The sequence below is a fragment of the Aquimarina sp. AWH4_224 genome (assembly GCF_056160245.1).
Window position 1 is genome coordinate 132,862 of record NZ_JBSWWU010000005.1, and the last position, 26,038, is coordinate 158,899.

The window sequence follows — 26,038 nt, forward strand, 5'->3', positions numbered from 1 at the left end:
CTTGATTTATAAACTCAAGGTAGTATGTTTTATGGTTTTATCTTTTATAAATTCGGCGTTTGCAATATGCACGCTTGCTACATTCTTTTGCAATGCATCAAAACAATTCTGTAATTTTGGGAGCATTCCATCGGCTATTACCTCATCATCTCTAAGCTTTGCATATTTTTCTAAATTAATATGTTCTATAACAGAATCCTTATTATTGATATCTTCCAAAACACCTTTCAGTTCAAAACAGTAGAACAAGGACACTTCAAAATGGGCGCTCATTGCAGAGGCAATCTCTGAGGCTATCGTATCGGCATTGGTATTTAACAATTGCCCATTTCCATCATGAGTGATTGCACAAAATACAGGAATGATCCCCATATCCAATATCCCTTTTATCATCTTATTATTTACCTTCTCTACATCGCCTACAAAACCATAATCCACAAACTGTGCGGGTCTTTTGGTTGCCATAATTGTATTTGCATCTGCACCTGTTAATCCTAGTGCCGGACTACCATGTTTTTGCAGCCCAGCAACAATATTTTTATTGATTAACCCAGCATAAGTCATCACAACAACATCCAAATTTGCTGCCGAGGTTATTCTTCTGCCGTCGATCATTTCGGTTTTGATCCCAAGTTTTTTTGAAAGCTGTGTTGCTGACTTTCCGCCTCCATGAATCAAAATTTTAGGCCCTTCTATTTTTGAAAAATCTATCAAAAATTGATTTAGCGCATCTTTGTCTTCAATAATATTACCTCCTATTTTTGCTACTAATAACTGCTTCATGATCCCTTCAATCCTTTCAATATTTTTTTCAATACCAATTGTGCTGCATAGGTTCTATTGTTGGCCTGCTGAATTACAATTGCATCTTTACTTTCAATCACTGCATCATCTACGACTACATTTCGTCTTACCGGCAGACAATGCATAAATTTAGCCTGGTTGGTCAGCTTCATTTTATCTTCAGTAATTTTCCAATCGGTATCGGTTGATAGTACTTTTCCATAGTTCTGGTAAGCACTCCAATTTTTGACATAAATAAAATCTGCATCTTTAAAAGCATTCTCCTGGTTGTAATCAATGGGCACCTCTTTAGTAATTTGACTGGCTAACTCATATCCCTTTGGATGGGTAATTACAAAATGTGCGTCCATTCGTTGCATCATCTCTACAAAAGAGTTGGCAACAGCCTGGGGCAAAGCTTTTGGATGCGGTGCCCATGATAATACAACCTTTGGTTTCTCCTTTTTTTTATGTTCGATAATAGTAATCGCATCGGTAAGTGCTTGTAATGGATGACCCGTTGCACTTTCCATATTTACCACTGGAATGGTCGCGTATTCCATGAAGCTTTTTAACACCTTTTCGCTGTAATCCTCTTCTTTGTCTTTTAAATGTGCAAATGCTCGAATGGCCAGTATATCACAATATTGTGAAACCACCTGCGCTGCTTCCTTAACATGTTCGGAATTTCCTTGATCCATGATGGTACCATCACCATATTCTAAAGACCAGCCTTCTCCTGTAAAATTCATCACCATCACATTCATCCCCAGATTAAGTGCCGCCTTTTGCGTGCTTAATCGAGTACGTAGACTGGGATTAAAAAACAACAACCCTATGGTTTTGTCCTTTCCCAGTTCTTTATCCTGTAGTGGTTCCTTTTTTAACGCTATGGCTTGACCCACCCAATCCTCAACATTATCTATATCTGCTATTGAAAAGTAATTATTCATTATATACTGCTTTTGTTATTCTTGTAAAAGGGACCTTGTCCTCAATTACATCGGTAATAAAATTATCGTTAAGCCCATTTACAATCCATGTTTCTATCTCAGCAGCCTGGGCTATTTTTGCCGCTTCAATTTTTGAACGCATCCCACCGGTACCATGAGAAGATACTGCACTCACGATCTCTTGTTCCAGCTCTTCTACATCTACTACATCGGTTATGGTTTGGTAGGTCTTATTTTGAATAGAGGCCTTTGTACAAATTCCATTGGTATTGGTGGCAACGACAAGTAAATCTGCACCCAACAACACGGCTGTTAACCCCGCTAACTTATCATTATCTCCAAATTGGATTTCATCTGTAGCCACAGTGTCATTTTCATTGATGATCGGGATATAGTTATTCGCTACCAATACATTGATCGTATTGACAATATTTTGTTTTGATTCCTCTCTTTCAAAATCCGAATAAGACAACAGACACTGCGACGTCAACAAACCAAGATCTCTAAAACTCTCTTGAAAAATTCGCATTAAGTGTGGCTGACCAATAGATGCCAAAGCCTGTTTCACATTGATTTCCTTACCATTACTTTCCAGGTTCACAAATTGTTTGGCTACAGCTATTGCGCCAGAGCTCACAATTACAAATTCGTAAGCTTCCTGTAAAGCAACAATCTGTCTACCGATGTCCTCGATTTTTCCTCTCGAAATCTGATCCGTTTCTTTGGTCAAGGTATTGGATCCTATTTTGAGTACAATTCTTTTCTTATCTGATTTGCCCTTCTCCATGTATATACCATTTGTTGGTTACCAAATGTTGTAAACCAATTGGCCCTCTTTGATGTAATTTATCTGTGCTTATTGCCAGCTCTCCACCTAATCCTAGCTGAAACCCATCTGTAAATCGAGTGGAAGCGTTATGATATACTGCTGCACAATCTACCGACATCATGAACTGATCTGCAATATGTTGGTTTTTGGTAATGATTGCTGCAGAATGTCCACCACTATATTCATTAATCTTATCAATGGCTTCTTTGTTATTCGTGGTTTCTCCAATTACAATTTTGTAATCCAAAAACTCTTCGAACCAGATGTTGTTATTCTCAATGGTCTTTACCTCCTCATATTTAGCCAAAGACGAATCCCCAATAATTTCTACATCATAATCTTTGAGTGCTGTAATCAGGTTTCTTACAAAATCTTCTTTATTGGGTAAGTTTTTATCAATCAAAACCTTATCTACAGCATTACAGGCTGAGATTTTGTCGGTTTTACCATTAATGATGTTATCCAAAGCCAAAGCGCTATCCGCCTCATCATGAACATATACAAAATTATTCCCTCGACCGCTAACGATCACCGGACAAGTAGCATGCTGCTTTACAAATGCAATAAGCTTTTCTCCTCCTCTTGGCACAATAAGATCCACTCTTTGTGTTGGATGCTCCAAAAACTCTTGGGTTTTCTTTCGATCATAATTCAAGTAGGTAACCCAATCTGTAGTAGCTTCAACACTTGCTAGTGCCTCATGCCATAACTTTACTATTTCCAAATTAGAGTTTAGTGATTCTTTACCTCCTTTTAGTAAAATTTTGTTTCCAGATTTGAACGCAATTCCAGTCGCCTCGACGGTCACATCTGGTCTTGATTCGTAGATGATAAGTACCGTACCAAAAGGAGCTGTTTTATTAAAAACATGCATTCCATTTTCATGTGTAAATTGAAAACGTTCTACTCCTAAAGGATCCTCTAGATTTGCCAATTGTTCTAATGCATCAATCATCCCCTGTACTTTATCGACATCTACTTTCAATCGGTCATACATTGCTTTATCCTCTCCTGCATAATTGTTCAGATCCTTTTGATTGGCCGTGATCAAAGTTTCCTTGTTTTTAGCAATCAACTCCGCCATCTTTAGCAAAACTGCATTTCGTTGTTCTATATTCAGTACTGCTTCCATAGCTACACTTTTTCTGCGATTAAGATGTTTTGCAATGCCATTACAAACTGATCGATTTCTTTTTTATCGATTGTAAGTGGCGGTAGTATTCGTAACAGCTTTTTATTCATAGATCCACCAGTAAAAATATGTGCATCATAAATCAACTTTTTACGTAATTCTCCTACTTCGTAGTCAAACTCCAAACCAACCATGAGCCCTCTACCTTTACATTTTTTAATTCCTGGTAGTTCTTTAATTTTGGTTAAGAAATACTCTCCAATTGATGCTGCATTATCTACCAAATTTTCGGTTTCGATCACTTCGAGTACTGCAAGAGCCGCTGCACAAGCTAAATGATTACCTCCAAACGTAGTTCCCAGCAATCCATAACTAGATTGAATATGTGGAGTTATTAGTATACCTCCGATAGGAAAACCATTCCCCATCCCTTTGGCTACAGAAATAATATCAGGAGTAATACCATGATGTTGATGCGCAAAAAACTTTCCGCTTCTCCCATATCCAGATTGAATTTCGTCGGCAATCAATACCACATTATTCTCTTTACAAAGCGATTGCAATTCCTGAAAAAATGCAGTGGTCGGTTGATCAAGCCCTCCTACTCCTTGAATAGGTTCGATGATTACAGCACATACATCTCCTTTTTCTAATTCTTTGGTTACAGCATCAATATCATTCAAAGGCAGAAAAGTTACTTCTTGCTGCTTATTGAGCGGAGCATTAATTTTGGTGTTATCAGTTACTGCAACTGCTGCCGACGTTCTACCGTGAAATGCATTATCAAAAGCAATTACTCGAGATTTCCCGGTATGAAAAGAGGCTAGCTTCAATGCGTTTTCATTGGCTTCTGCTCCAGAATTACACAAAAACAACTGATAAGTATCGTATCCTGATAATGCTCCCAGCTTTTGTGCCAAATCAGTTTGCATACTATTCTGTACCGCATTAGAATAGAATCCAATTTTATCAATCTGCTCTTTTATTTTTTTGGTATAGTGAGGATGCGAATGCCCTATGGAAATTACTCCATGACCTCCGTACAAATCCAAATATGCTACACCATTTTTATCAATAACCGTACTATTGAATGCTTTTACCGGTTCTACATTATATAATGGATATACATCAAACAATTTCATACTCATATTCTTTTTAATGCTCCTTATTTTATTGTATTTATCTTTTCATACGAGGCCATTACCCCTTTTATCACCGAAGAACTAAGACCTTGATGTTCCATCTCGTTAAGACCTTCGATAGTACATCCTTGAGGTGTCGTTACCTTATCAATTTCACGTTCAGGGTGTGTTCCATTCTTGGCTACCAAAGTTGCAGCCCCCATAGCTGTTTGTACTGCGATAATCTGTGCTTCATGAGGATGAAATCCCATTTGTATTCCTCCTTGAATCATTGCTCTAAGAAACCTCAAAAAGAACGCAATCCCACTTGCTCCCAATACGGTAGCTGCTTGCATAAGTCGCTCTTCAATGATCAACGTTTTTCCGATGGTGTCAAACATCTTTTGAACAAAGGCTAACTCTTCTTTTACATCCTCATTTGCAGAAATACAGGTCATCGATAACTTTTTTGATGCTCCTGTATTTGGCATTACACGAATCACCTTGTTTTGAGGAACCACTTCATTGATCTCTTCGATGGACGTACCAGTGACAGTCGAAATCAATATCTGATCAGCAGTGAGTTCTTCTTTTATTTCCTCCAGAACTACATCCAACTGTCTAGGTTGCACACACAAAATCACCCATTTCACACCTGAGATGGCTTCTGTAATATTTTGAGAGGTTGATACTCCTAACTTCTCTTTTACTTCGGTCAAATTATGTTCTGACTTATCGACTACAGTAATATGTTTTGCTTCAAAAAGGTCACTATTGGCCAATCCTGAAATAATGGATTTCCCTAAGTTCCCTCCTCCTATGATGGTTATCTTATTCATGACTAAAATGCACTTGCTTTTAATTCTAAACCTGTTTTTTCTTCAATTCCAAACATCAAATTCATATTCTGAATGGCTTGTCCGGATGCTCCTTTGATCAAATTATCTATAACAGATGTAATGAGTAACATCCCGTTCTTCTTACTAATATGAAGGATACATTTATTGGTATTTACCACTTGTTTTAAGTGAATTTCTTGATCAGAAACTACAGTAAACTGGGCTTCTTTATAAAAATCATTGTACAACTTAATGGCTTCTTCCTCACTTCCTGAAAATTCTGTATAAAGTGTTACGTATATCCCCTTGCTGAAATTCCCTCGATTAGGGATAAAGAACAGTGGACTATCAAAATTGGGTTGTAATTGTACAATGCTTTCCTGGATCTCGTCTAGATGTTGGTGGGTAAATACCTTATAACTAGAAAAATTATTATCTCTCCAACTAAAATGAGTAGTACTACCAGGTATTACACCAGCTCCTGTACTTCCCGTTGTTGCGTTGATATGTACAGCACTATTTAATTGATCAATGGATGCCAAGGGTAACAGTGCCAATTGAATAGCTGTAGCAAAACAACCTGGATTAGCAATGTTTGTTGCTTCTATGATCTTTTCCTTTTGCAATTCAGGCAATCCATATACGAAATCCCTGTTTTGGTAGCTTTTATCTTTGTTCAATCTGAAATCATTTCCGAGATCAATTACTTTGGTCGCTTCAGAAAAACTATGTTCATTTAGAAAAGCCTGAGATCGCCCATGACCTAAACACAAAAACACTACATCCACATTTGGGTTTACGGTATCGGTGAATTTTAAATCAATTTCTCCGACCAGATCAGGGTGTTGTTTAGCTATAGTAACTCCTGCATTGGTAGTACTATACACAAAATCCAACTGCGCTTTTGGGTGATGCACTAAAAGTCTTAGTAATTCTCCGGCAGTATATCCTGACCCTCCTATTATTCCAACTTTTATCATGATTGATCTGGGTTTACATTGTGATAAATTTTATTAGCATTGCCATAGATCTTAATAAAACCTTTGGCATCATCTGCAGTCCAGGAATTATTCATCTCTCCATACTGTCCGAAATCGGATTTCATCATATCAAAATCTGATTCTACTCCTTCTAACATAAAGTGATACGGTTTTAATTTTACCTTTACTTCTCCTGTCACTGATTTCTGCGAATCTTCTAAAAACACTTCTATATTTCTCATTACCGGATCCAGATAATTGCCTTCATGTAAAAGCATTCCATACCAATTCGCCAATTGTTCTTTCCAGTATTGTTGCCATTTGGTCAGCACATGCTTTTCTAACAGATGATGTGCTTTTATAATCACAATTGGTGCAGCTGCTTCAAATCCAACTCTTCCTTTGATTCCAATTATGGTATCTCCAACATGAATATCTCTACCTATAGCAAAGGCACTTGCGAGTTCTTCTAGTTTCAGTATATTATTTACCGGAGTATCTTTTATCCCATCCAAACCAACGAGTTCTCCTTTCTCAAAATTGAGCGTGATCGTTTCTTCTTTCTCTTTTTGGAGTTGGCTTGGGAACGCTTCTTCTGGTAACGGGTTTTGAGAAGTTAGCGTTTCTTTACCTCCTACACTGGTTCCCCAAATCCCTTTATTGATGGAATATTGGGCCTTTTCCCAACTGTACTGCACTCCATGACTTTGAAGGTAAGTGACCTCTTCTTGTCTTGAAAGTTTAAGATCCCTAATTGGTGTTATGATTTCAATTTCTGGTGCCAGGGTTTGAAAAATCACATCAAATCTTATCTGATCATTCCCTGCCCCAGTGCTTCCATGAGCTATATACTTTGCGCCTATTTGCTTCGCATAATTGATCACCTCTATCGCCTGGAAGATTCTTTCTGCACTTACCGACAACGGATAGGTATTGTTTTTTAGAACATTCCCAAAAATCAAATACTTGATTGCTTTTTGGTAAAATTCTTCAACAATGGTTTTATTAATATGAGATGAACTCCCAAGTTCATAAGCTCTTTTTTCGGTTTCTTCTAATTCTGTTTCCGAAAATCCTCCAGTATTTACCAAAATGGTATGCACTTCAAGGTTTTTTTCATGAATTAAATATTTTACACAATAAGAGGTGTCTAGCCCTCCACTATATGCCAATACTACTTTTTCCATAATAACAATGGTTTATTATTTGCAAGCATGGTTTGCTTGATCTTTTTTAATCTTTTTAATACTTTTTGATTGAACCACTTCTCTTTCTTTTTCTTTTTTTTCAGTGGATCGTACAGCATTCCGGTACATAGACACATTTTATGATCCTTTGAAGTCAAAATCTCATAGTTTGTACATGTCTTACAGCCAGACCAAAACTTTGGATCATCTGTTAATTCTGAGAATGTTACTGGTTTATATCCCAATTCAGAATTAATTTTCATCACTGCCAAACCTGTGGTGATTCCGAATACTTTAGATGTAGGGTATTTTTTTAAAGAATGATTAAACGTAAATTCTTTAATCTTTTTTGCCAATCCTTGGTTTCTGAAGTCGGGATGAACAATTAAACCCGAATGTGCCACGTACTCGCCATGACCCCAACTTTCTATGTAACAAAAACCAGCAAATTGATTGTCGGATAATGCAATGATTGCATCTCCTTTTTTCATTTTGGTCTGCACATACTCTGGTGTTCGCTTCGCAATACCTGTTCCTCTAACCTTGGCGGAATCCGATATTACACTGCAAATTTCTTCAGCGTATAGAAAATGACTTTCGTCTGCTATTGTAATATGTACTTCTTGCATAAACGTAAGCTGCGTTTATCAAAAGTTTGATAATTAGTTTTGATTTTATTTTTGGTATCCAGGAAGTGATATAGAAAAGTGCAAAAACTAGTATAGGAGGTAGTATTCGTTACAGTTCTAAAATCAAGTTGGATGTCTCTCGGGGAAGTAGGGCGCACCTACTTCAGAAGAAAATTAAACCCCCAAGGGGCGACGGAAACGGCGTATAGGAGTAATTGAAATATTACCTGATACGTTCAAAGATTGAACTTTAACTTCCGAATAAATGTATGTTGCCGTTTTCATAATAGTAACTCTAAATCGTCGGCCGTAGCCCCTTTCGTTAACTAATACTGCAATATTAAGTAAAAACTTTGTACCACAGTGAATTATTATGTAAAAATTAGTATTAATGCGAATATGATAAAAAATTGTATTAAAAATTAAATAGTACGCAATGAAAGATTTTGACAAATAGACAACAATAAAAAAAGTGTTCTATAGTTTATGTATTGGTTAACCAAAAAAGATTTCTAAACTAATTACATATTATAAAACCAATGACTTTACCAAAGCAAATAAAAAAACTAAAGGGCATCCTACTGCTTAAAAGTATCTGTTTATATAGGACTAATATCAATACCTTGTGTACAGTTTATTTCTGAATACTGTAGCTCTAGCATTTTAGTTTTCACCCCCCTTCTTCGTTTATTAGTTTGGCAAAAATTAATGGTGAAAGATCACCATTTTTAATAAATACTAACTCAACAAAAACTACTATTAAAAATATCAATTCTCTATTTTTTTAACAATAATTTTGTTAATTATCAATTTTTAATTTGTGAAAATCAACAAATTAACATAAATTGGTCGACCAATTAGAAGGTATATTGATTTAACACAAACAAACAATCATGAAAAACTTAAGAAAAGCTGCTTACTGCACTCTTACAGCATTAGCTCTAATTACATTTACGAATTGCACCACGGATATTGAATTTGCAGACGATATATCCCTAACCGAAGACAATAATCTAAAACAATCTTTGGGAGAATTACCTGTTGTTTCAGTTTCGGCTAATGGTGATGACGGTAACGTTCCTTCTAATACTTTGGATGGTAACTTAAACACACGATGGTCTTCTTTTGGAAGAACCGGAAAATACATCACTTTTGATTTAGGTTCTTCTAAAAAAATCTCCAGGATCAAAATCGCATGGTACAAAGGAGATCAACGCAAGGCATTTTTTAAAGTAAGAGTAGGTAATTCTACCTCGAGCTTATCAACAGTAGTAGATAAAAAGAAGGAAGGAAGTAGTGGGAATACCCGTCAATTAGAAACATATGATTTCTCGGAAACCACTGCAAGATATGTACGTATTTCTAGTTTTGGAAACTCCAGCAATGATTGGAATAGTGTTACCGAAGTAGAAATCTATGGAGAAGACGGATCGGTAAATCCACCACCACCACCTTCTAGCAATACCCCGTACGCTCTTCTTGGTTTACAGAATTGGAAACTTAATGGTCTGAGCGGAACTCCGTCAAACAACCAATATGTCGATGCTATTCCTAATCTACCAAACTACACTAATGACGATTGGTTCTTTGTTCAAAATAATTGGGCAATATTCCAAGTTTGGGCAGGAAGTGATACTTCTTCAGGTTCTGGAAACCCTAGAATGGAATTGAGAGAATTAACAGCCAATGGAAATAGCAACATATTCTGGGATGGTACTACAAATACTGAACACCGTATGAAATGGAGAGTACGAGTAGACCGATTACCTAGTTCTGGAAAAGTTTGTTTTGGCCAAATTCATGATAAAACCGACAAATTTGATGATGTAATTCGAGTGCAATGTCAAGGAAACGCTAATCAAACCAGTGGATCTGTAAAAATGAGAATTAACGGTTACGTTACTGAAGTCCTCGAAGGTGGAGGAAAAACAGTGGGGAATTTTAATCTTGGAGAAGAAATGTATCTTGAACTCACTTACAAGAACAGCATCGTAAAACTTTATGAATTAGACAATAGCGGTAACAGAGTACGTACTATATATACTTCAAAATCGGTTGCTGCCAAAGAAAACTACTTTAAGGCAGGAAACTATTTGCAATCAATGAAAGGAAAAAGTTACAAGAGTTCTGACTACGGAAGAGTGGGTATCAATAAACTTGAAGTATTTCATTAAACACTTGACATCAAGGAAATAAATTAATCTAAGAAAACACGGCTATTCCTCTTTTTATGGGATAGCCGTATTTTTATTAGAAAATTTAAAGTTTTTTAAAATTATATTAATAATTTTAAGAATATTTTGTGGTAAACCAAAATGGAATTACCCAATTGTCAAGTACCAAAACCTTATGAAAATAAACACAATCGATAAAACCAAAACATCAGAAAACAAAAAGGAAAGCAAAGAAGAAGTTATTATTTCCAAAATAAGAGAACTCATTCTTTCCAAACAATTGGAACCTGGAGATCGACTTCCTGCAGAACGCGAACTTTCTGAGAAATTTGGAGTGACTAGAAATCAGCTTAGACAGGCACTCCAAAAACTTGAGTTTTATGGTCTTGTAAAAAAGTTTCCTCAATCCGGTACACGGGTATCCAACATTGGTGTTACTGCATTAAATGGAATGATGTCGGATATTCTACAACTACAAAAACCTGATTTCAAATCTTTTGTTGAAACCAGGATTATTTTAGAAACCAATGCTGTGCAACTGGCCGCAAAGCGAAGAACAGAACAGCAAATGGAAGAAATCCAAAAGGCGCATAAAGCGTACAGCGAAAAAGCTATGAAAGGTATTGCTGCAATTGAAGAGGATTTGATGTTTCATATCAAAATTGCTGAAGCCAGTAATAATAGTGTGATCAACTCTCTAATGCTTATTATTACACCAGAAATTATTACTCATTTCATTACAAATAAAGTGTGCAACAAAGAAGAGAGCTATTTATTAGTTAAAGAGCATCAAGCCATAGTCGATGCTATTCAAGAGCAAAAACCGGAAGAAGCTGTACAACATTTAAAAGATCATTTTAAAGAACTTTATAAATATTGTGAGCAATAAACTACTCTATTACTACGACAACTCTCAATGAGAAATGATTAGAAATAACACTCTTTATTTATACATTACGTAAGGAATCCTTTAATTTTTTAATAAAAAAATAAATTTTCTTCTTTGATAATTGATTTATATTACTATTTTTGGTTAACCAAATTGGTTAACCAGATTTCATATGACAAAAATAGTAACATATCCCGCAGTCCTTTTAGTACTACTTTTAGCTTCTTGCCAATCCTCGAATACTACAAAAGAGAACAATACCATTACAACTTTACAAGCTTTTAATGATGCTGTCCAACAAGCAAAACCTGGTGACTCCATCATCCTAGCTTCTGGTGTATGGCAAGATACCGAGTTACTATTTGAAGCCAAAGGGGAAAAGGATAATCCTATTACCTTAACTGTTGAAGAGAAAGGAAAAACAACACTAGAAGGAAACTCCAATCTTAGAATAGCTGGCGAACATCTTGTAGTGAGCGGTCTGGTTTTTAAAAATGGCTTCACTCCTACTTCAGAAGTGATCTCTTTTAAAAAAGATAAAAATACCTTCGCTTCTCATTCACGTCTTACAGAATGTGTAATTGATAACTATAGCAATCCCGAGAGGAGAGAACAAGATTATTGGATTGGTATCTACGGAAAAAACAATCGTATCGACCACAACCATTTTGAAGGCAAAGGAAATTTGGGGGTAACCATGGCGGTTCGTTTAAATTCGAAAAAATTCATAGAAAATCATCACCAAATCGATCATAATTACTTCGGTCCAAGGCAAACCCTTGGTTCTAATGGAGGAGAAACATTACGTATAGGAACAAGTCATCACTCATTAAGTAATTCAAACACCATTGTAGAAAACAACTATTTTGATCGTTGTGGTGGGGAACTCGAAATCATCTCCAACAAATCTTGCCAAAACACCTTCCGTAATAATGTGTTTTATGAATGTAGAGGAACACTTACTATGAGGCATGGAAATGAGACCATGGTAAAAAACAATGTATTTATAGGTAATGGAATACCTAGTACAGGAGGTATCCGTGTGATTAACGGGAAACAAACTGTTGAAAACAACTACGGAATCGGACTTACCGGATATCGTTTTGGTGGAGCTCTGGTGGTGATGAATGGAGTTCCTAATTCACCACTTAACCGATATTTTCAGGTAGAAGATGCCAAAATAAATAATAACACTTTTATCAACTGCAACTATATACAGTTATGCGCAGGAAGTGATAGTGAACGTAGTGCCACTCCACTCAATTCTGAAATGAAAAACAACATTTTTTATAACGAATCAAAAGATGATACCTTTACCGTATATGATGATATCAGTGGTATTGATTTTCAGAATAATATTATCAGCCCTAATACAAAACCAATCAGCGAAAAAGGATTTGTATCCAAAAAACTAGCCCTACAGAAAAATGCGCAAGGATTGCTTATTCCAAGCCAAAGTAACCAAGCTGGAGCCAGTATCGGGGAAAATACTCCTACTAAAGAAAACACAGGTCCTTCATGGTATCCTAAAACCAATGAGAAAATCAAATTTGATGCTGGTAAAACTATTCAAGTTGCCCCTGGGAATAATACACTTTATGATGCGGTAAAAAACTCTGCACCTGGAGACATCATACAACTCACCTCACCTCATGGATATCTGGTCACCAAAACCATCGATATCAATCATCCGATTACTATCACCTCATTTCTTGAAAAATCAACGATTGTTTTTGAGAAAAATTCACTTTTTGATATTCAAAACGGAGGGAATCTCAAACTTAATAAGTTAATTTTTGATGGTAAAGAGGCTCCTGATTACTCAGGAAATTCAGTAATCAGAACCAGCAAATATTCTATGAACAAAAACTATACATTGCTGATCAATGCCTGCGAATTCAAAAACTTGAATATCAATCACTCCTACAATGCTATCAAGGTATACAAAAACACAGTTGCAGATACAATTAGTATTACCAATTCTATTTTCAAAAACATTACTGGTGATATACTGGCTTTGGATAAGGAGATCGGAGAGAATGGGATATTTAATGCAGAATTTGTAATTCTTAAAAATAATGTGTTTTCAGACATTCAAGGAGCTGTTTTAAATCTGGTACGTGACGGTCGTGACGAAAGTACTTTTGGTCCCTTTCTAACTTTTGACCACAATGTGCTGGATAATGTTGGAAATGGAAAAAGAAATAAAAACAAAAAATCCATAACCATGGTAGGTGTGCAAAATGCAGAGATTAAAAATAGCATATTCAACAACAGTAAGGGAATACAAATGCATTTGGTTGTAGGCGGCCCTATTGCCAAAGTACATCATAACAATTTCTTTGATTCTGAAAAAGTGATCGTAACCGGAGATCAGGACTATGAAGTAAATACATTATGGTCTTTGGATCCCAAATTTTTGAACAAAACCACTTATTCGCTACAGGAAGATTCTGAACTGCAAAACAAGGGAGACGACGGACTTCATCTTGGACTTATTAAATAAGGTATAAAGGACGCATAAATGAACACACAAACATTTTTGATCAAGATTAGGCATTACTTCGTACTACCTGTTTTATTTGTGGGGATATCCTTTATATATGCTCAAGATCACCCCAATCTGATCCTAACAAAAAAAGGAGTACAAGAAATCAGAAAACATCTTGGTCAGGTCCCAATTTTTGATCAAACCCTAGCCAACGTTAAAGCCGAGATTGATATCGAAATGGAAAAAGGTATTCTTGTACCAATTCCAAAGGATATGGCTGGAGGATATACGCATGATCAGCATAAGAAAAACTGGAAAACACTTCAAAAAGCAGGAATATTATATCAGATATTACAAGATGAAAAATACGCATCATACGTTCATGAGGTACTAAAAGAATACGCCAAAATGTATCCTACTTTGCCGCTGCATCCTCAGGAAAGATCTTATGCCCGAGGGAAAATTTTCTGGCAATGTTTAAATGATGCTAACTGGTTGGTATATGTTAGTCAAGCTTATGATTGCATTTATGAATATTTATCAAAAAAGGATAGAAAATTCCTGGAGCAACAACTTTTTATTCCTTACGCAGATTTTTTATCCAAAGAAACTCCGCAATTTTTCAATCGTATTCATAATCACAGTACCTGGGGAAATGTCGCTGTAGGGATGATTGGGTTAGTAATAGATAATGAAGAACTAGTACAAAGAGCATTACATGGTTTACAGGATGTAAAAGCCAATCCAAACCTTAAAGATAATGATGGAGGTTTTATATCGATCGATGGACAAAAAACTGGATTTCTTGCTAATCTCGACGCCCCATTTTCTCCCGATGGATATTATACCGAGGGCCCCTATTACCAAAGATATGCCATGTATCCATTTATGATATTCGCCCAGGCTTTGCAAAACAAAAAACCTGAGTTAAACATTTTTGAATACAAAGATCAGGTATTGATCAAATCGGTCTATGCTTTGCTCAATTTAACCGATAGCGATGGTGAGTTTTTTCCATTAAACGATGCTCAAAAAGGAATGTCTTACTTATCCAACGAATTGGTTTCTGCAGTTGATATTGCCTATTATTTTGGGCAAAAAGATCCAGCCTTACTAAGTATCGCAAAGAAGCAGAATAAAGTTCAGCTAGACGAAGCTGGATTGCATGTAGCTTTAGGAATCAAAGAAAACAAAGTAAAAGCTTTCCCAAAAAACTCGATAGCATTAAAGGATGGTGCTAACGGAAAACAAGGAGGTATTGGTATATTAAGATCTAGTGACCAACCATTTGAATTGGTTATGAAATATACATCGCAGGGATTAAGCCATGGTCATTATGACAAATTATCTTATTCTTATTATAACGATGGAAAAGAAATTCTACAAGATTATGGTTTAGCTCGATTTGTAAATATCGAACAAAAAAACGGTGGTGGATATTTAAAAGAAAATAAAACCTGGGCCAAACAAACTATAGCTCACAATACGATCATTCAAGATCAGATCTCTCATTTTGGTGGAAAATATGAAATCGGAAGTACACATCATTCTGAACCTTATCTATTCGATGTTTCAAACCCAAAAATTCAATGGGTAAGTGCTAAAGAAAAAAATGCTTACCCCAATACTGCTTTGCACAGAACCATGATCCTACTGGAGAACAAAGATTTCAATGCTCCCCTGCTCATTGATGTTATGCATTACGAATCAGATCAACCACATCAATTTGATCTTCCATTTTATTATAACGGACAAATAATAGCTACTAATTTTAAGTATCAAAAACCAGTAAAACCAGAACCCTTGGGTGATGATTTTGGATATCAGCATCTATGGCTAGAAGGAAAAAGCGATGCATTATCCGCAAAAACTGCTCAGTTTACCTGGTTATCAGATCACCAGTTTTATACCATATCTATGCTCTCCAATGCTGAAGATCAATTGTTATTTACTCGTATTGGAGCTAATGATCCCAAATTTAACCTTAGAAAAGATCCCGCACTTATCCATAGAAAAGTAGATTCTCAATCCGATACTTTCATTTCTATTATTGAAGCTCACGGATCTTACAGCCCTGTTACCGAACTTGCCAAAAATGCTTCTAGCATAATCAAAAGTGTTGAAAAAATTGAACTCCTCGATAAAAATTACATCGGATGGACAATTACCACAACAACAGACCACAAACACACCTTTTTGTTGTGCCTAACCAACAACAATAAAGAGGTTTTGCATACCGTAAAATTTATGGGAAATACCATAGAATGGAAAGGCCCATATGCATATAAAAAAACAAACTAATTTAAAACAGGTAAATAATGAAAAGTTTTGGCTCAAGTCAGGAATTTGTATCAGGAAAGGAAATTGAATGGGAACAAGTAGGAGAAGGTGTACATCGTCAAATTATGGGATACGATGATAAACTCATGCTAGTAAACGTAAAGTTTGACAAAGGAGGAATTGGTGTTATGCATCAACACTATCATTCTCAAGTGACTTACGTAGTAAGTGGTAAGTTTGAGGTGACTATCGGTGAAGAAAAAAAGGTATTAACTGCAGGAGATTCATTTTACATCCCACCAAATGTAATGCATGGAGCGATTTGTCTGGAATCAGGTTTTCTTATAGACACTTTCAGTCCAATACGAGAAGATTTTATGGAATAACAGGGCTTAAAAATCTGCACTAAACCTAGCGCAGCCTTTTCTCGCATTGCGAATTTATTTATTCTCCCCTACCTCAAATTGAGAAACACTCAATTTTTTAACGATAAAAATCAATATAATTTTTTTTTAACATTAAAATAACATATATTTGGTAAACCAAATTGGTTATCCAGTTTGGTTTACCACAAAAAACAATCAAATAATCACTAGAAAAAAACTCAATACATTTTATGAAGTCAGTCAGAAATAATTAAAACAAAAAAGGACAGGTGCGCGCCTATCCTTTCTTCAATTACTTCTTTCGGAGGGAAGTAATAGTTAAACACATGATCTTGTCATCACATGTCCTACAAAAGTACAAAAATTTAAACAATTATGTTTGGGCTATGTGATTAGTACAAAGGGGAATTAGGAAATACATCTTCTTTATTATTCTTCATTAGGATATCCTTACCGATATCCCTCTCATTGTAGAAACATAACATATTTAAAATGAATTTTAAAATCAAACTAATTTTTATTGTCCTGGTCTTATCACAAATACCACTCTTGGCCCAGGAGAGCTATTTATTATCTGGTAGAGTCAGCGATGAAAAGGGATTACCTATACCAGGAGTAAATGTGATCATCACAAATACCAATACAGGTGCCTCTACAGATTTTGATGGTAATTATCAGATACAGGTCGAAGAAAAAGACGTATTACAATTTTCGTATATCGGATATGTAACTCAAACAGTAATCATTTCTGATCAAACAACACTAAATATAGTACTACAGGAAGATGCAGCAGAACTCGAACAGGTTGTAGTAATCGGATATGGAACGCAAAAGAAATCATTACTAACCGGGGCTATTTCCAAAGTTGTTAATGAAGATCTAGATCAAATTGCAGTATCTAGGGTCGACGAAGCATTAATCGGTCAGGTATCCGGGGTAAATATTAGAAACTCTGAAGGAGAAGCAGGTTCTGCTCCTACCATTAGAATTCGAGGTGTGGGATCGATCACATCAAACAACGGACCACTAGTTGTTGTAGATGGGGCCGTTGTGGATTCTGATTTTTTGACCAATATCGACATGAATAACGTAGAGTCTTTTGAGGTACTGAAAGATGCTGCTTCTGCTTCTATTTTTGGTTCGAGAGGATCTAATGGAGTTATTCAGATTACCACAAAACAAGGTAAAGAAGGTAAAGCACGCTTTACTTATAATACGTTTACCGGGATTAAAGAAGGAAGAAGAAGTGATGCCTACGATATAGATTTTCAGGCTGAGTTAGACAGAGAACGTCGAATTACTGGTGGGCTTTCTTTAGGAAGTCAATTTAGACAACTGATCAACGCCGATAACGACTGGCAAGACATTATCCTAGATGGAGGTGTGATTCAAAGTCACAGTTTTAGTGTAAGAGGTGGCAGTAAAAAAACCAAATATAATGTAAACCTGAGTTATGTTTCGGATGATGGAGTATTACTTACCGATAGTTTTGAGAGGTATCAAGCACAACTTAAGGTAAGTACAAAAGTTACGGACAACTTTAAAATAGGAGCTAGTTTTTCTCCATCTTACTCAAAACGAAGAAGATTTAGTGCTACCGGACTTTATGACGTGGTTAGACAGCCGTCATGGGTTCCTTCTCGACTAGATGAAACCAACATTAACTTTGTAAACAGAGTACGTGATGGTGGTCGATTTGCTGATGCACAAATTGGAGATTACGTTCTGCAAAGAATGTTTGACGATTTCGAATATCCAACTGGAGCAACTAGTATTTTTGACGGAGCTGGCAACTTTCAAGGAGTTCCTGTAACCAGTGGTGTAGATATTAGTAATACAAGTAATATCAACCCTTTAGCTAAATTATTAGAGCGTCAGCGTTTTGAAAACCGATATAATTTCTTCGGAAACTTATATGCAGATTATAAGTTTACAGATGATTTAAGCTTTAAATCTACGTTTACTGCCACTTATGAAAATAGAATTAATACCGATTATCGCGGGGTAAACAATACCAGAAATGGAGCGGCAGCTGCAACGGCATCTTATGACACACGTAGTCGATATGCTTTAATTTCTGACAATATCTTAAGTTTTAACAAAAACATAGGAAAGCACAAGATTAGTGCTATCGCAGGTATTTCTTTGGAAAACAGATTTTTTGAAGAGTCACAGATTGAAGCTAGTGGGTTTACCTCAGACTTAATTCCAAATGTTGGCGGAGGATCTATTATTAATGACGCCACTGCATTTGAATATGAAAACTTTTTGAACGCCTTTTTAGGTCGTGTAATTTACTCTTATGACGATAAGTACTTGTTTAATGCAAGTATCCGTCGTGATGGAAGTTCAATTTTTGGACAAGACACTAAATACGGTAACTTCCCTGCGGTATCTGCTGGTTGGGTAGTATCTAATGAAGCATTTATGGAAAATGTGGAATGGATCAACCAACTTAAATTCAGAGTAAGTTATGGGGTTACAGGTACTAACGATCTTAATGGTGATTTCTTAACCGAGAACTACCCTTCCCTTGCATTATTGGAGCCTTCTAGTGCAGTAATCGACGGAGCTATAACCAATGGTTTTAATCCGGTTAATATCCCTAATGCATTACTACAATGGGAAAGATCTGAAGAAATTAACCCTGGAGTTGACTTTGGTTTCTTTAATAATGCTATTTCTGGTTCTGTAGACTACTATAAAAGAACTAGTGATGAGTTATTACTGGACAACCCGGTTTCTGGAACTACTGGTTTCACATCGGCGCTTGTAAACTTAGGAACAGTTGAAAATGAAGGTGTCGAAGTAGAATTAAGAACTCGATTTATTAATAGAGAAAAATTTAAATGGTCTGCCTCCTTAATAGGATCTTTTAACAAGAATACTTTAGTGGATTTTGGAGATTCAAACGGACAGGTTGTAAATACTAATGATGGTAGCCGTTTGGTAGAATGGATTAACCTTGAAGGTCAACCGATTTCTTCATTCTATGGATATGTATTTGATAGAGACATTCCTTTCGAATTCTTGAATGATCCATTTAGACAAGTGGGGAATAGAACACAATTTGCTTACGCAAAAGATTTGAACGGTGATGGTCTAATCGATGAAGATGATAAAACCATTTTGGGTGACCCGTATCCAGATCTGATTTGGAGTTTTGGTAACGATATCCAAATTGGAAATGTAGATTTCAGCTTCCTTTTCCAAGGTAGTCACGGGGCAAAAACATATAACCTGGGAGATCAGTACATTTTTGATTTCTTCAATAGTAATACGGTAGATTTTGATCGATCTATCACACCAGATCAAGAGTTTTTGGTACAGCGTATATTCACCAGTCAGCTGGTACAAAATGCTGGTTATGTGGCGCTTCGTACGGTAAGTTTAGGATTCAATTTCCCAGATCAGGTACTTGATAATTTGAACTTATCTAGTCTTAGACTATATGCTACCGGTCAAAACTTACTATTCATTACAGCTGATGATTATACAGGTTGGAATCCAGAACATGTTCGAGAGCTAACACCACTTACCTTTGGTTATCAAAGAGGTGGTACGCCAATACAACAAACTATAACACTAGGTGTAAATGTTGAATTTTAACATCCCTAAAACAAGACTTATGAAACTAATAAAAATATATTCATTGTTTTGCCTGGCCGCTTGTTTATGGTCATGTGATTTAGACACCGTGCCAGAATCGGCGACTACCGTTGATAATTTCTTTAATGATGATGATGAAATAACAGCAGGAATCATCAACATATATGATGGTTTACAAGGTAGTAATCCATTAGAAGGCGATGGCGGTTTTAACAATCCACATTTGGCGATACAGATAGAATACCAAATGGCAGAAACGCTAAGTGACAATTCCAGAACCAAAAGTGGATCTCCTCAAGGTTTTGACTTTGAAACTTTTACAGTAACTCCAGAGACTGCTGCGGTAATCACCTATTACCGAAGTATGTACAATATCATCTTTAGAGCAAATCTGGTACTAGAAAATCTGGAAAATGCATCTGAAGAAAATGCCAATAGATTTGAAGCAGAAGCTCGTTTTCTTAGAGCATATGCATACTTTAACTTAGTTCGTTTTTATGGAGATGTCCCTCTAGTAGATAGAGTAATTGGTCCTCAGGAAACCGAAATTGCTTTTACCCGAGTGGACGAAAGTTTGGTTTACGAATTAATTGTAAGTGATCTTCAGTTTGCAGTTGCTAGTGATTTAGATAATAGCTTTAGAACTAGAGCGTCAAAAGCCGCTGCACAAACTTTTCTTGCAAAAGTATACTTAACTCTAGGAACCAATTACCTGGAAGCACAGCGTTTATTAGAGGATGTTATTGGTAGTGGTGATTATAGCCTTGAACCTAATTTCTTAGATATATTTTATAACGAAGCTAATGATGAAACGGTATTTTCAATCGGTTTTGATGATACCATTGTGAATGACAGCCAAGGATTTTCTGCAGAATTTTTGGATGCTGTAGGTCGAGGTACCGGTTCAAATTATGCAACTGCCGAGTTAGTGGAAGCTTTCAACAATTTTGGGGGAAATAGAGGGCAATTTTCATTTAGAGAAGACCCAGGAAACCCTGGTTTGTTTCAAACCGTAAAATTCCTTCCAATTGTAGATGAAACTGTAGGAGTTACTACGGCACCGGCTAATCCTAGAATTGCCGGTAACGATTGGATTGTGACTCGCTATGCAGATGTATTATTACTTCATGTTGAAGCGATCATGGCTGGAGGTCTAGAAACTAGTGCTCCTGCAGCAATTGCTTCTTTCCAGGCAGTACGGCAAAGAGCAGGTATCATGGACCCTGTGACTACCATTACCAAGCAAGCATTGATGGATGAAAGACGTGTAGAGTTAGCTTTCGAGAACCACCGTTTTCTTGATTTAAAACGTTTCGGAGTGGCGCAAGATGTTTTGTCTGCTTTTTCTGCAGCAAATAGTTTTGAATTTCAAGCTACAGATCTACTACTGCCAATTCCTGGAGCAGAGATTTCTATTAGTCAAGGATTGCTAACACAAAACCCAGGATACTAAAGTTAAAACATAACGTTATGAAGAAAATAATTTTAAACAACCAAATACTTTCAAAAGCCAGCATAGCACTGCTTCTGGTTTTTGCTACGGTATTTGCCTCTTGCGAGTTTATAGACGAATTACCTGAAGAAAACTCTATCGCAGATGAGACACCTCCAACGGCATTCTTCACATTTACGAATGGGGTTGAAATTGAGACTTTTACAAGGGTAACTTTTGCCAATCAATCTGATAATGCAACTTCTTACAGTTGGGATTTGGGCGATGGGAATACCTCTACAGAAGTAGACCCAGTAAATATTTACCCAGGAGAAGGCTCTTTTACTGTTACCTTAACAGTGTCTGACGCATTAGGTCAAACCTCTACCTACTCTGAAACTATAGAGTTAATCGAGCCAGATGTGCCGGATGTGCCAGATCCTGTAATACTCAACCCCGATTTTGACAGACTTCCAAAATCTTCAGGATCAGATTGTACCTGTTCTGGGTGGATCAATAGAAGTGTTGGAGAGCAAGGAGAGTCTAGTAGCGGTAACGGTTCTGATGTCATCAAGTTAGATAATGCAGAACCAGATCACGCATATCAAGAATTTGCAGTAACTCCTAATGCAGATTATAGAATCGAAATCCCTATTCGTTTCGAATCAGATCAAGCTGGAGATCTACCTACTCAATTAGAAGTAAGAGTACTAGCTGGAGAAGGCTATGTAGATGGATATACTCCTACTACTTATGCAGATACGGTGGAAATTCCACAGGATGGTTTTGGTTATACTTCAATCGCTCAGATCGAAGACGCAGCTAACAACCTATTATTAGAAACTGTAGATAACCCTGATACATCAGAGTATCGTTTATTCACTTTCTTCTTTAACTCAGGAGCCAATGATAGTGTAGCGTTATTTATACGCGGTATCGGTAACTCTGGGCCGGAAGACCCTGCTGACTTTGCTCTATACGGTTACTCTAGCGGTGATGAAGAAGTGCGTTTAGATTCTGTAACCATTACAGCAATTAATAACTAATTGAGAAAATGAAAATCATTCAAAATAACATATTCTCATTTTTGATAATACTATGTTTATCTGTAAGCGCTGCCTGCCAAGCACAAAATGGCAGCGTTGCAGAGGCTAGTACTATAGAAGAATCAGAAGGAAATAATGAGGCAGCACAATCTGGCAAAATAGATTTGAGTCATTGGAAAGTTACGTTACCAATAGGTAGCCCAAAACCAATTAACGTTTCTCCGCCAGAAATTTTGGATTATGCAAATCATCCTACTTTACAAAAGTATATGTATGATGACCCCAAAGATGGTTCCCTGGTGTTTTATGCAACACCAGGTGCAACCACTACAAACACCAAATATTCTCGATGTGAACTCAGAGAACAGCTTGTTCCTGGTAAAAACAATGTGAATTGGAGTTTTAAGGATGGTGGTAGAATGAAAGCTACCATTGCAATCGATGAGATTTCGAAGAACCAAAAAGGGAAGCACGATAAAGTAATTGTGCTACAGATTCATGGCAGATTATCTAATGAACAGAAAGAATTAATCGGAAAAAAGGATAACGACGCCCCTCCTATTATGAAAGTATACTGGAATAATGGTAGAATTAGATTAAAATCAAAATTCTTAAAAAATCCTGATGCTACAGATAAGGAAGTACTGCGTAAAGATGCCTGGGGAGATGATGAAGGGTATAATTTTCCAAAGAAGGTTGGTTTCGAAAAATTTACTGTAGAAATCATAGCCTCCGAAGGTAAGATGGAAGTAATCCTTAATGACAAATACCGCAAAGTGTATAGAGGATACGATATGAAAAGATGGGGAGTTTTTGAAAATTATTTCAAGGCAGGAAATTATCTAGCCACCAAAACTCCAAATGCTTTTGCAAAAGTTAAATTTTATGACCTAGAAGTTTCTCATTAACCAGTAAACCAACTAGAAACCACAACCGTATGAGAACAGTTTTTTGAGATAGCCATAACACCGGGTTTATTACCCAGTACTCCCCTTGGATAATAAGCCCGGAAAGTTATTTCTGAAAAAAAATAATATTGATGATAGATATGCTTTTGTAGTATTTGATAATTTTATAAATTTGGATAACCAATCTGGTTAACCAGTTTGCTCAACACTCATTTAAACTATGAAATTAGAAATTTTAAATAATGAAAATCACGACATTCAGAAAAAGATCATTTCTGCAATTCGCGATTTGATTAACCACAAAAATTTAGAGCCTGGTGATAAACTTCCTTCAGAAAGAACTTTATCTGAAAAGTTTGAAGTAAGCAGAGGAAACATCCGTGAAGCGATTCAAAAGTTGGAGTTTTATGGACTTCTGGAATCCATTCCGCAAAGTGGAACATTTGTAGCCAATATTGGTATCACGGCACTTAATGGAATGATAGAAGATATTCTTCGACTAGAAGAACCTGATTTTAAATCTTTGGTAGAAACCAGAATTCTTTTAGAACTAAAAACGGCCCAATTAGCAGCCATACGAAGAACTGACGAAGATCTACAAGCAATTAAAGAAGCACTGGATGCCTATTCTGAAAAGGTAATCAATGGTGAAGATGCCGTTCAAGAAGACTTACTATTTCATCTTGCTATTGCAAAAGCCAGTAGAAACAGTTCGATGAATACGTTCATGCTTATTATAACCCCAGGAATCATCACCAATTTTGAGAAGTATCACGTATGTGATAAAAATCAAGCATTTTTAGGGATACAGGAGCATACTGATATTTATGCAGCTATTCGCTCTCAAGACCCTAAGCTGGCTAAAGAAAAGATGAAAGCACATTTTAAAATTTTATATCAATACTGCTATAATCAATAAAAACGCAAAGCACTAATTAACAAACATAACACTCTTAAAATCATTCAACCGAATGTGTTGGTTATTACAACCAAGTATTCAATTTCAACAATGGTTTTACAAACTGTTACGGTAATCGGAGTATCACTAAGAACTTCTTTTACCCTATCTAGAACCAAAATAGACTATGAAAATTAAAGGATTACGATGGTGGATTATTGGCCTTGTTTGCCTAGCCACAATTATCAATTATATAGATCGATCTGCATTAGGTATCATGTGGCCAGAAATGAAAAAAGATCTGGGGCTAACTGAAGAAGACTATGCCTGGATCATCAACATTTTTACGATTACTTATGCTGCAGGTAAGTTTATTTCTGGTTGGGTTTATGACAAAGTAGGAACCAAAATCGGATTTGTATTATCTATATTTTTCTGGTCGCTGGCTTCCTTACTTCATTTCTTTGCCAGAGGTTTAGCCTCTTTAGGTTTATATCGAGGAATTTTAGGAGTTTCTGAAGCCGGAAATTGGCCCGGAGCAGTAAAAAACAATGCAGAATGGTTTCCTATCAAAGAGCGAGCTGTAGCCCAAGGTATTTTTAATGCTGGTGCTGCTATTGGTTCGATAGTAGCTGCACCAACAATTGCTGAGTTGTTTGGCGCTTATGGGTGGAGATGGACATTTATCATTATAGGAGTTATCGGTTTTGTATGGATCATTCCGTGGTTGATTTTCAATAAGAAACAACCAAAACAACATCCTTGGATTACTGATCAGGAAAAAGAATACATCCTATCCGATCAAGAAACTACCAAAGATGATAACAAGCAGGAAAAAAGGTTACCCCTACTAAAAATATTAAGCTTCAAAGAAGCATGGGGTATATTGGCTTCCCGTTTTTTTATAGAACCTATTTGGTGGTTGTTTGTATTCTGGATGCCGATTTATCTTAATAAAGAATATGGGTTTAATGTAAAAGAAATTGGTCTTTACGCATGGTTCCCTTACGTAGGTGCCGCCATAGGAAGTATTGCCGGAGGGTGGTATGTACAACGACTCATGAAGTCGTTAAGTCTAGACAAAGCACGAAAGCGGGTAATCGCATTAGGAGGAGCAATTATTTTCTTGGCCATACTAGGAGCTATTCTATTTGCAGATACACCCATCAAGTTTGTGTCTTTTGTATTTATCGTGCTATTTGGTTTCCAATTTTCGATCAGTAATATACAGACCTTATCCAGTGATCTTTTAAAGAGTAAATCTGTTGGAGCCCTCGCTGGACTTGCTGGTACTATCGGAGCCATTTCGGTAGCCATCATGAATTTTGTAATTCCCAAAATAACAACGGTGTCATATACGCCTGCATTTATCATTCTGGCAGTTTTAGCACCACTATCTGTTTTATCAATTTTTGTACTAATCAAAGAGATAAAACCCTTAAAAGAAGAAAAATAAAACAACTAAAATAAAA

At 36.4% G+C, this 26,038-nt stretch carries 20 protein-coding genes; 11 read left to right on the plus strand and 9 right to left on the minus strand.

Annotation, left to right across the window (positions count from 1 at the left end):
- Positions 1 to 6: 6 nt before the first annotated feature.
- From argB to ACXAGJ_RS11620, 9 genes are read right to left on the minus strand one after another with little or no spacing between them, the layout of a single operon-like run.
- Positions 7 to 783 carry an acetylglutamate kinase gene (gene argB, locus ACXAGJ_RS11580; protein WP_474839998.1) on the minus strand — a complete coding sequence of 259 codons (777 nt, stop codon included), beginning with the start codon at positions 781 to 783 and terminating at the stop codon, positions 7 to 9.
- Complete coding sequence (locus ACXAGJ_RS11585) at positions 780 to 1,736, minus strand: N-acetylornithine carbamoyltransferase (protein ID WP_474840000.1); 957 nt, start codon at positions 1,734 to 1,736, stop codon at positions 780 to 782. The genes argB and ACXAGJ_RS11585 overlap by 4 nt, the downstream gene beginning before the upstream one ends.
- Positions 1,729 to 2,523: a glutamate 5-kinase gene (proB, locus tag ACXAGJ_RS11590; protein WP_474840002.1), complete on the minus strand. Its 795-nt coding sequence runs from the start codon at positions 2,521 to 2,523 to the stop codon at positions 1,729 to 1,731. Before proB ends, ACXAGJ_RS11585 begins: the two co-directional genes overlap by 8 nt.
- The gene (locus ACXAGJ_RS11595; RefSeq protein ID WP_474840004.1) at positions 2,501 to 3,697 is read right to left on the minus strand and encodes a glutamate-5-semialdehyde dehydrogenase; all 1,197 of its coding nucleotides are present in this window, start codon (positions 3,695 to 3,697) and stop codon (positions 2,501 to 2,503) included. The genes proB and ACXAGJ_RS11595 overlap by 23 nt, the downstream gene beginning before the upstream one ends.
- Before the next feature lie 2 nt (positions 3,698 to 3,699).
- Positions 3,700 to 4,839: an aspartate aminotransferase family protein gene (locus ACXAGJ_RS11600; protein WP_474840006.1), complete on the minus strand. Its 1,140-nt coding sequence runs from the start codon at positions 4,837 to 4,839 to the stop codon at positions 3,700 to 3,702.
- 23 nt (positions 4,840 to 4,862) lie between these two features.
- Positions 4,863 to 5,657 (minus strand): pyrroline-5-carboxylate reductase, encoded by a 795-nt coding sequence (gene proC / locus ACXAGJ_RS11605; protein ID WP_474840009.1) that lies wholly within the window; start codon positions 5,655 to 5,657, stop codon positions 4,863 to 4,865.
- A gap of 2 nt (positions 5,658 to 5,659) precedes the next feature.
- The gene (gene argC / locus ACXAGJ_RS11610) at positions 5,660 to 6,637 is read right to left on the minus strand and encodes an N-acetyl-gamma-glutamyl-phosphate reductase (RefSeq protein ID WP_474840011.1); all 978 of its coding nucleotides are present in this window, start codon (positions 6,635 to 6,637) and stop codon (positions 5,660 to 5,662) included.
- Positions 6,634 to 7,824, minus strand: a complete 1,191-nt coding sequence (locus ACXAGJ_RS11615; RefSeq protein WP_474840013.1) for an argininosuccinate synthase — start codon at positions 7,822 to 7,824, stop codon at positions 6,634 to 6,636. Before ACXAGJ_RS11615 ends, argC begins: the two co-directional genes overlap by 4 nt.
- On the minus strand, positions 7,812 to 8,453 hold the full coding sequence (locus ACXAGJ_RS11620; RefSeq protein ID WP_474840015.1) for a GNAT family N-acetyltransferase: 642 nt from the start codon (positions 8,451 to 8,453) through the stop codon (positions 7,812 to 7,814). The genes ACXAGJ_RS11615 and ACXAGJ_RS11620 overlap by 13 nt, the downstream gene beginning before the upstream one ends.
- A gap of 893 nt (positions 8,454 to 9,346) precedes the next feature.
- On the opposite strand from ACXAGJ_RS11620, the gene ACXAGJ_RS11625 reads away from it, so the two are divergent.
- The 11 genes from ACXAGJ_RS11625 to ACXAGJ_RS11675 all read left to right on the plus strand — a co-directional run bounded on the left by ACXAGJ_RS11625 (position 9,347) and on the right by ACXAGJ_RS11675 (position 26,022).
- The gene (locus tag ACXAGJ_RS11625; RefSeq protein ID WP_474840017.1) at positions 9,347 to 10,627 is read left to right on the plus strand and encodes a polysaccharide lyase family 7 protein; all 1,281 of its coding nucleotides are present in this window, start codon (positions 9,347 to 9,349) and stop codon (positions 10,625 to 10,627) included.
- Between the two features lie 175 nt (positions 10,628 to 10,802).
- Positions 10,803 to 11,516: a FadR/GntR family transcriptional regulator gene (locus ACXAGJ_RS11630; RefSeq protein WP_474840019.1), complete on the plus strand. Its 714-nt coding sequence runs from the start codon at positions 10,803 to 10,805 to the stop codon at positions 11,514 to 11,516.
- Positions 11,517 to 11,688: 172 nt separating this feature from the next.
- Entirely contained in the window at positions 11,689 to 14,022 is a 2,334-nt protein-coding gene (locus ACXAGJ_RS11635; protein ID WP_474840021.1) for a chondroitinase-B domain-containing protein, read from the plus strand.
- A gap of 18 nt (positions 14,023 to 14,040) precedes the next feature.
- On the plus strand, positions 14,041 to 16,308 hold the full coding sequence (locus ACXAGJ_RS11640) for a heparinase II/III domain-containing protein (RefSeq protein ID WP_474840023.1): 2,268 nt from the start codon (positions 14,041 to 14,043) through the stop codon (positions 16,306 to 16,308).
- A 17-nt stretch (positions 16,309 to 16,325) separates the two neighbouring features.
- Positions 16,326 to 16,673: a cupin domain-containing protein gene (locus ACXAGJ_RS11645; protein WP_474840025.1), complete on the plus strand. Its 348-nt coding sequence runs from the start codon at positions 16,326 to 16,328 to the stop codon at positions 16,671 to 16,673.
- Positions 16,674 to 17,165: 492 nt separating this feature from the next.
- Entirely contained in the window at positions 17,166 to 20,282 is a 3,117-nt protein-coding gene (locus ACXAGJ_RS11650; protein ID WP_474840027.1) for a SusC/RagA family TonB-linked outer membrane protein, read from the plus strand.
- A 19-nt stretch (positions 20,283 to 20,301) separates the two neighbouring features.
- Positions 20,302 to 21,735: a RagB/SusD family nutrient uptake outer membrane protein gene (locus tag ACXAGJ_RS11655; RefSeq protein ID WP_474840029.1), complete on the plus strand. Its 1,434-nt coding sequence runs from the start codon at positions 20,302 to 20,304 to the stop codon at positions 21,733 to 21,735.
- 17 nt (positions 21,736 to 21,752) lie between these two features.
- The gene (locus ACXAGJ_RS11660; RefSeq protein WP_474840031.1) at positions 21,753 to 22,760 is read left to right on the plus strand and encodes a PKD domain-containing protein; all 1,008 of its coding nucleotides are present in this window, start codon (positions 21,753 to 21,755) and stop codon (positions 22,758 to 22,760) included.
- A gap of 8 nt (positions 22,761 to 22,768) precedes the next feature.
- Positions 22,769 to 23,668: a polysaccharide lyase family 7 protein gene (locus ACXAGJ_RS11665; RefSeq protein ID WP_474840032.1), complete on the plus strand. Its 900-nt coding sequence runs from the start codon at positions 22,769 to 22,771 to the stop codon at positions 23,666 to 23,668.
- Positions 23,669 to 23,888: 220 nt separating this feature from the next.
- The gene (locus ACXAGJ_RS11670; protein WP_473280937.1) at positions 23,889 to 24,587 is read left to right on the plus strand and encodes an FCD domain-containing protein; all 699 of its coding nucleotides are present in this window, start codon (positions 23,889 to 23,891) and stop codon (positions 24,585 to 24,587) included.
- 166 nt (positions 24,588 to 24,753) lie between these two features.
- Positions 24,754 to 26,022 (plus strand): MFS transporter, encoded by a 1,269-nt coding sequence (locus ACXAGJ_RS11675; protein WP_474840033.1) that lies wholly within the window; start codon positions 24,754 to 24,756, stop codon positions 26,020 to 26,022.
- The last annotated feature ends 16 nt before the right edge of the window (positions 26,023 to 26,038 follow it).

Coding starts and splice junctions, on each gene's coding strand:
- argB (WP_474839998.1), bottom strand. CDS start 783: ATGAAGCAGTTATTAGTAGCAAAAATAGGAGGTAATATTATTGAAGAC.
- ACXAGJ_RS11585 (WP_474840000.1), bottom strand. CDS start 1,736: ATGAATAATTACTTTTCAATAGCAGATATAGATAATGTTGAGGATTGG.
- proB (WP_474840002.1), bottom strand. CDS start 2,523: ATGGAGAAGGGCAAATCAGATAAGAAAAGAATTGTACTCAAAATAGGA.
- ACXAGJ_RS11595 (WP_474840004.1), bottom strand. CDS start 3,697: ATGGAAGCAGTACTGAATATAGAACAACGAAATGCAGTTTTGCTAAAG.
- ACXAGJ_RS11600 (WP_474840006.1), bottom strand. CDS start 4,839: ATGAAATTGTTTGATGTATATCCATTATATAATGTAGAACCGGTAAAA.
- proC (WP_474840009.1), bottom strand. CDS start 5,657: ATGAATAAGATAACCATCATAGGAGGAGGGAACTTAGGGAAATCCATT.
- argC (WP_474840011.1), bottom strand. CDS start 6,637: ATGATAAAAGTTGGAATAATAGGAGGGTCAGGATATACTGCCGGAGAA.
- ACXAGJ_RS11615 (WP_474840013.1), bottom strand. CDS start 7,824: ATGGAAAAAGTAGTATTGGCATATAGTGGAGGGCTAGACACCTCTTAT.
- ACXAGJ_RS11620 (WP_474840015.1), bottom strand. CDS start 8,453: ATGCAAGAAGTACATATTACAATAGCAGACGAAAGTCATTTTCTATAC.
- ACXAGJ_RS11625 (WP_474840017.1), top strand. CDS start 9,347: ATGAAAAACTTAAGAAAAGCTGCTTACTGCACTCTTACAGCATTAGCT.
- ACXAGJ_RS11630 (WP_474840019.1), top strand. CDS start 10,803: ATGAAAATAAACACAATCGATAAAACCAAAACATCAGAAAACAAAAAG.
- ACXAGJ_RS11635 (WP_474840021.1), top strand. CDS start 11,689: ATGACAAAAATAGTAACATATCCCGCAGTCCTTTTAGTACTACTTTTA.
- ACXAGJ_RS11640 (WP_474840023.1), top strand. CDS start 14,041: ATGAACACACAAACATTTTTGATCAAGATTAGGCATTACTTCGTACTA.
- ACXAGJ_RS11645 (WP_474840025.1), top strand. CDS start 16,326: ATGAAAAGTTTTGGCTCAAGTCAGGAATTTGTATCAGGAAAGGAAATT.
- ACXAGJ_RS11650 (WP_474840027.1), top strand. CDS start 17,166: ATGAATTTTAAAATCAAACTAATTTTTATTGTCCTGGTCTTATCACAA.
- ACXAGJ_RS11655 (WP_474840029.1), top strand. CDS start 20,302: ATGAAACTAATAAAAATATATTCATTGTTTTGCCTGGCCGCTTGTTTA.
- ACXAGJ_RS11660 (WP_474840031.1), top strand. CDS start 21,753: ATGAAGAAAATAATTTTAAACAACCAAATACTTTCAAAAGCCAGCATA.
- ACXAGJ_RS11665 (WP_474840032.1), top strand. CDS start 22,769: ATGAAAATCATTCAAAATAACATATTCTCATTTTTGATAATACTATGT.
- ACXAGJ_RS11670 (WP_473280937.1), top strand. CDS start 23,889: ATGAAATTAGAAATTTTAAATAATGAAAATCACGACATTCAGAAAAAG.
- ACXAGJ_RS11675 (WP_474840033.1), top strand. CDS start 24,754: ATGAAAATTAAAGGATTACGATGGTGGATTATTGGCCTTGTTTGCCTA.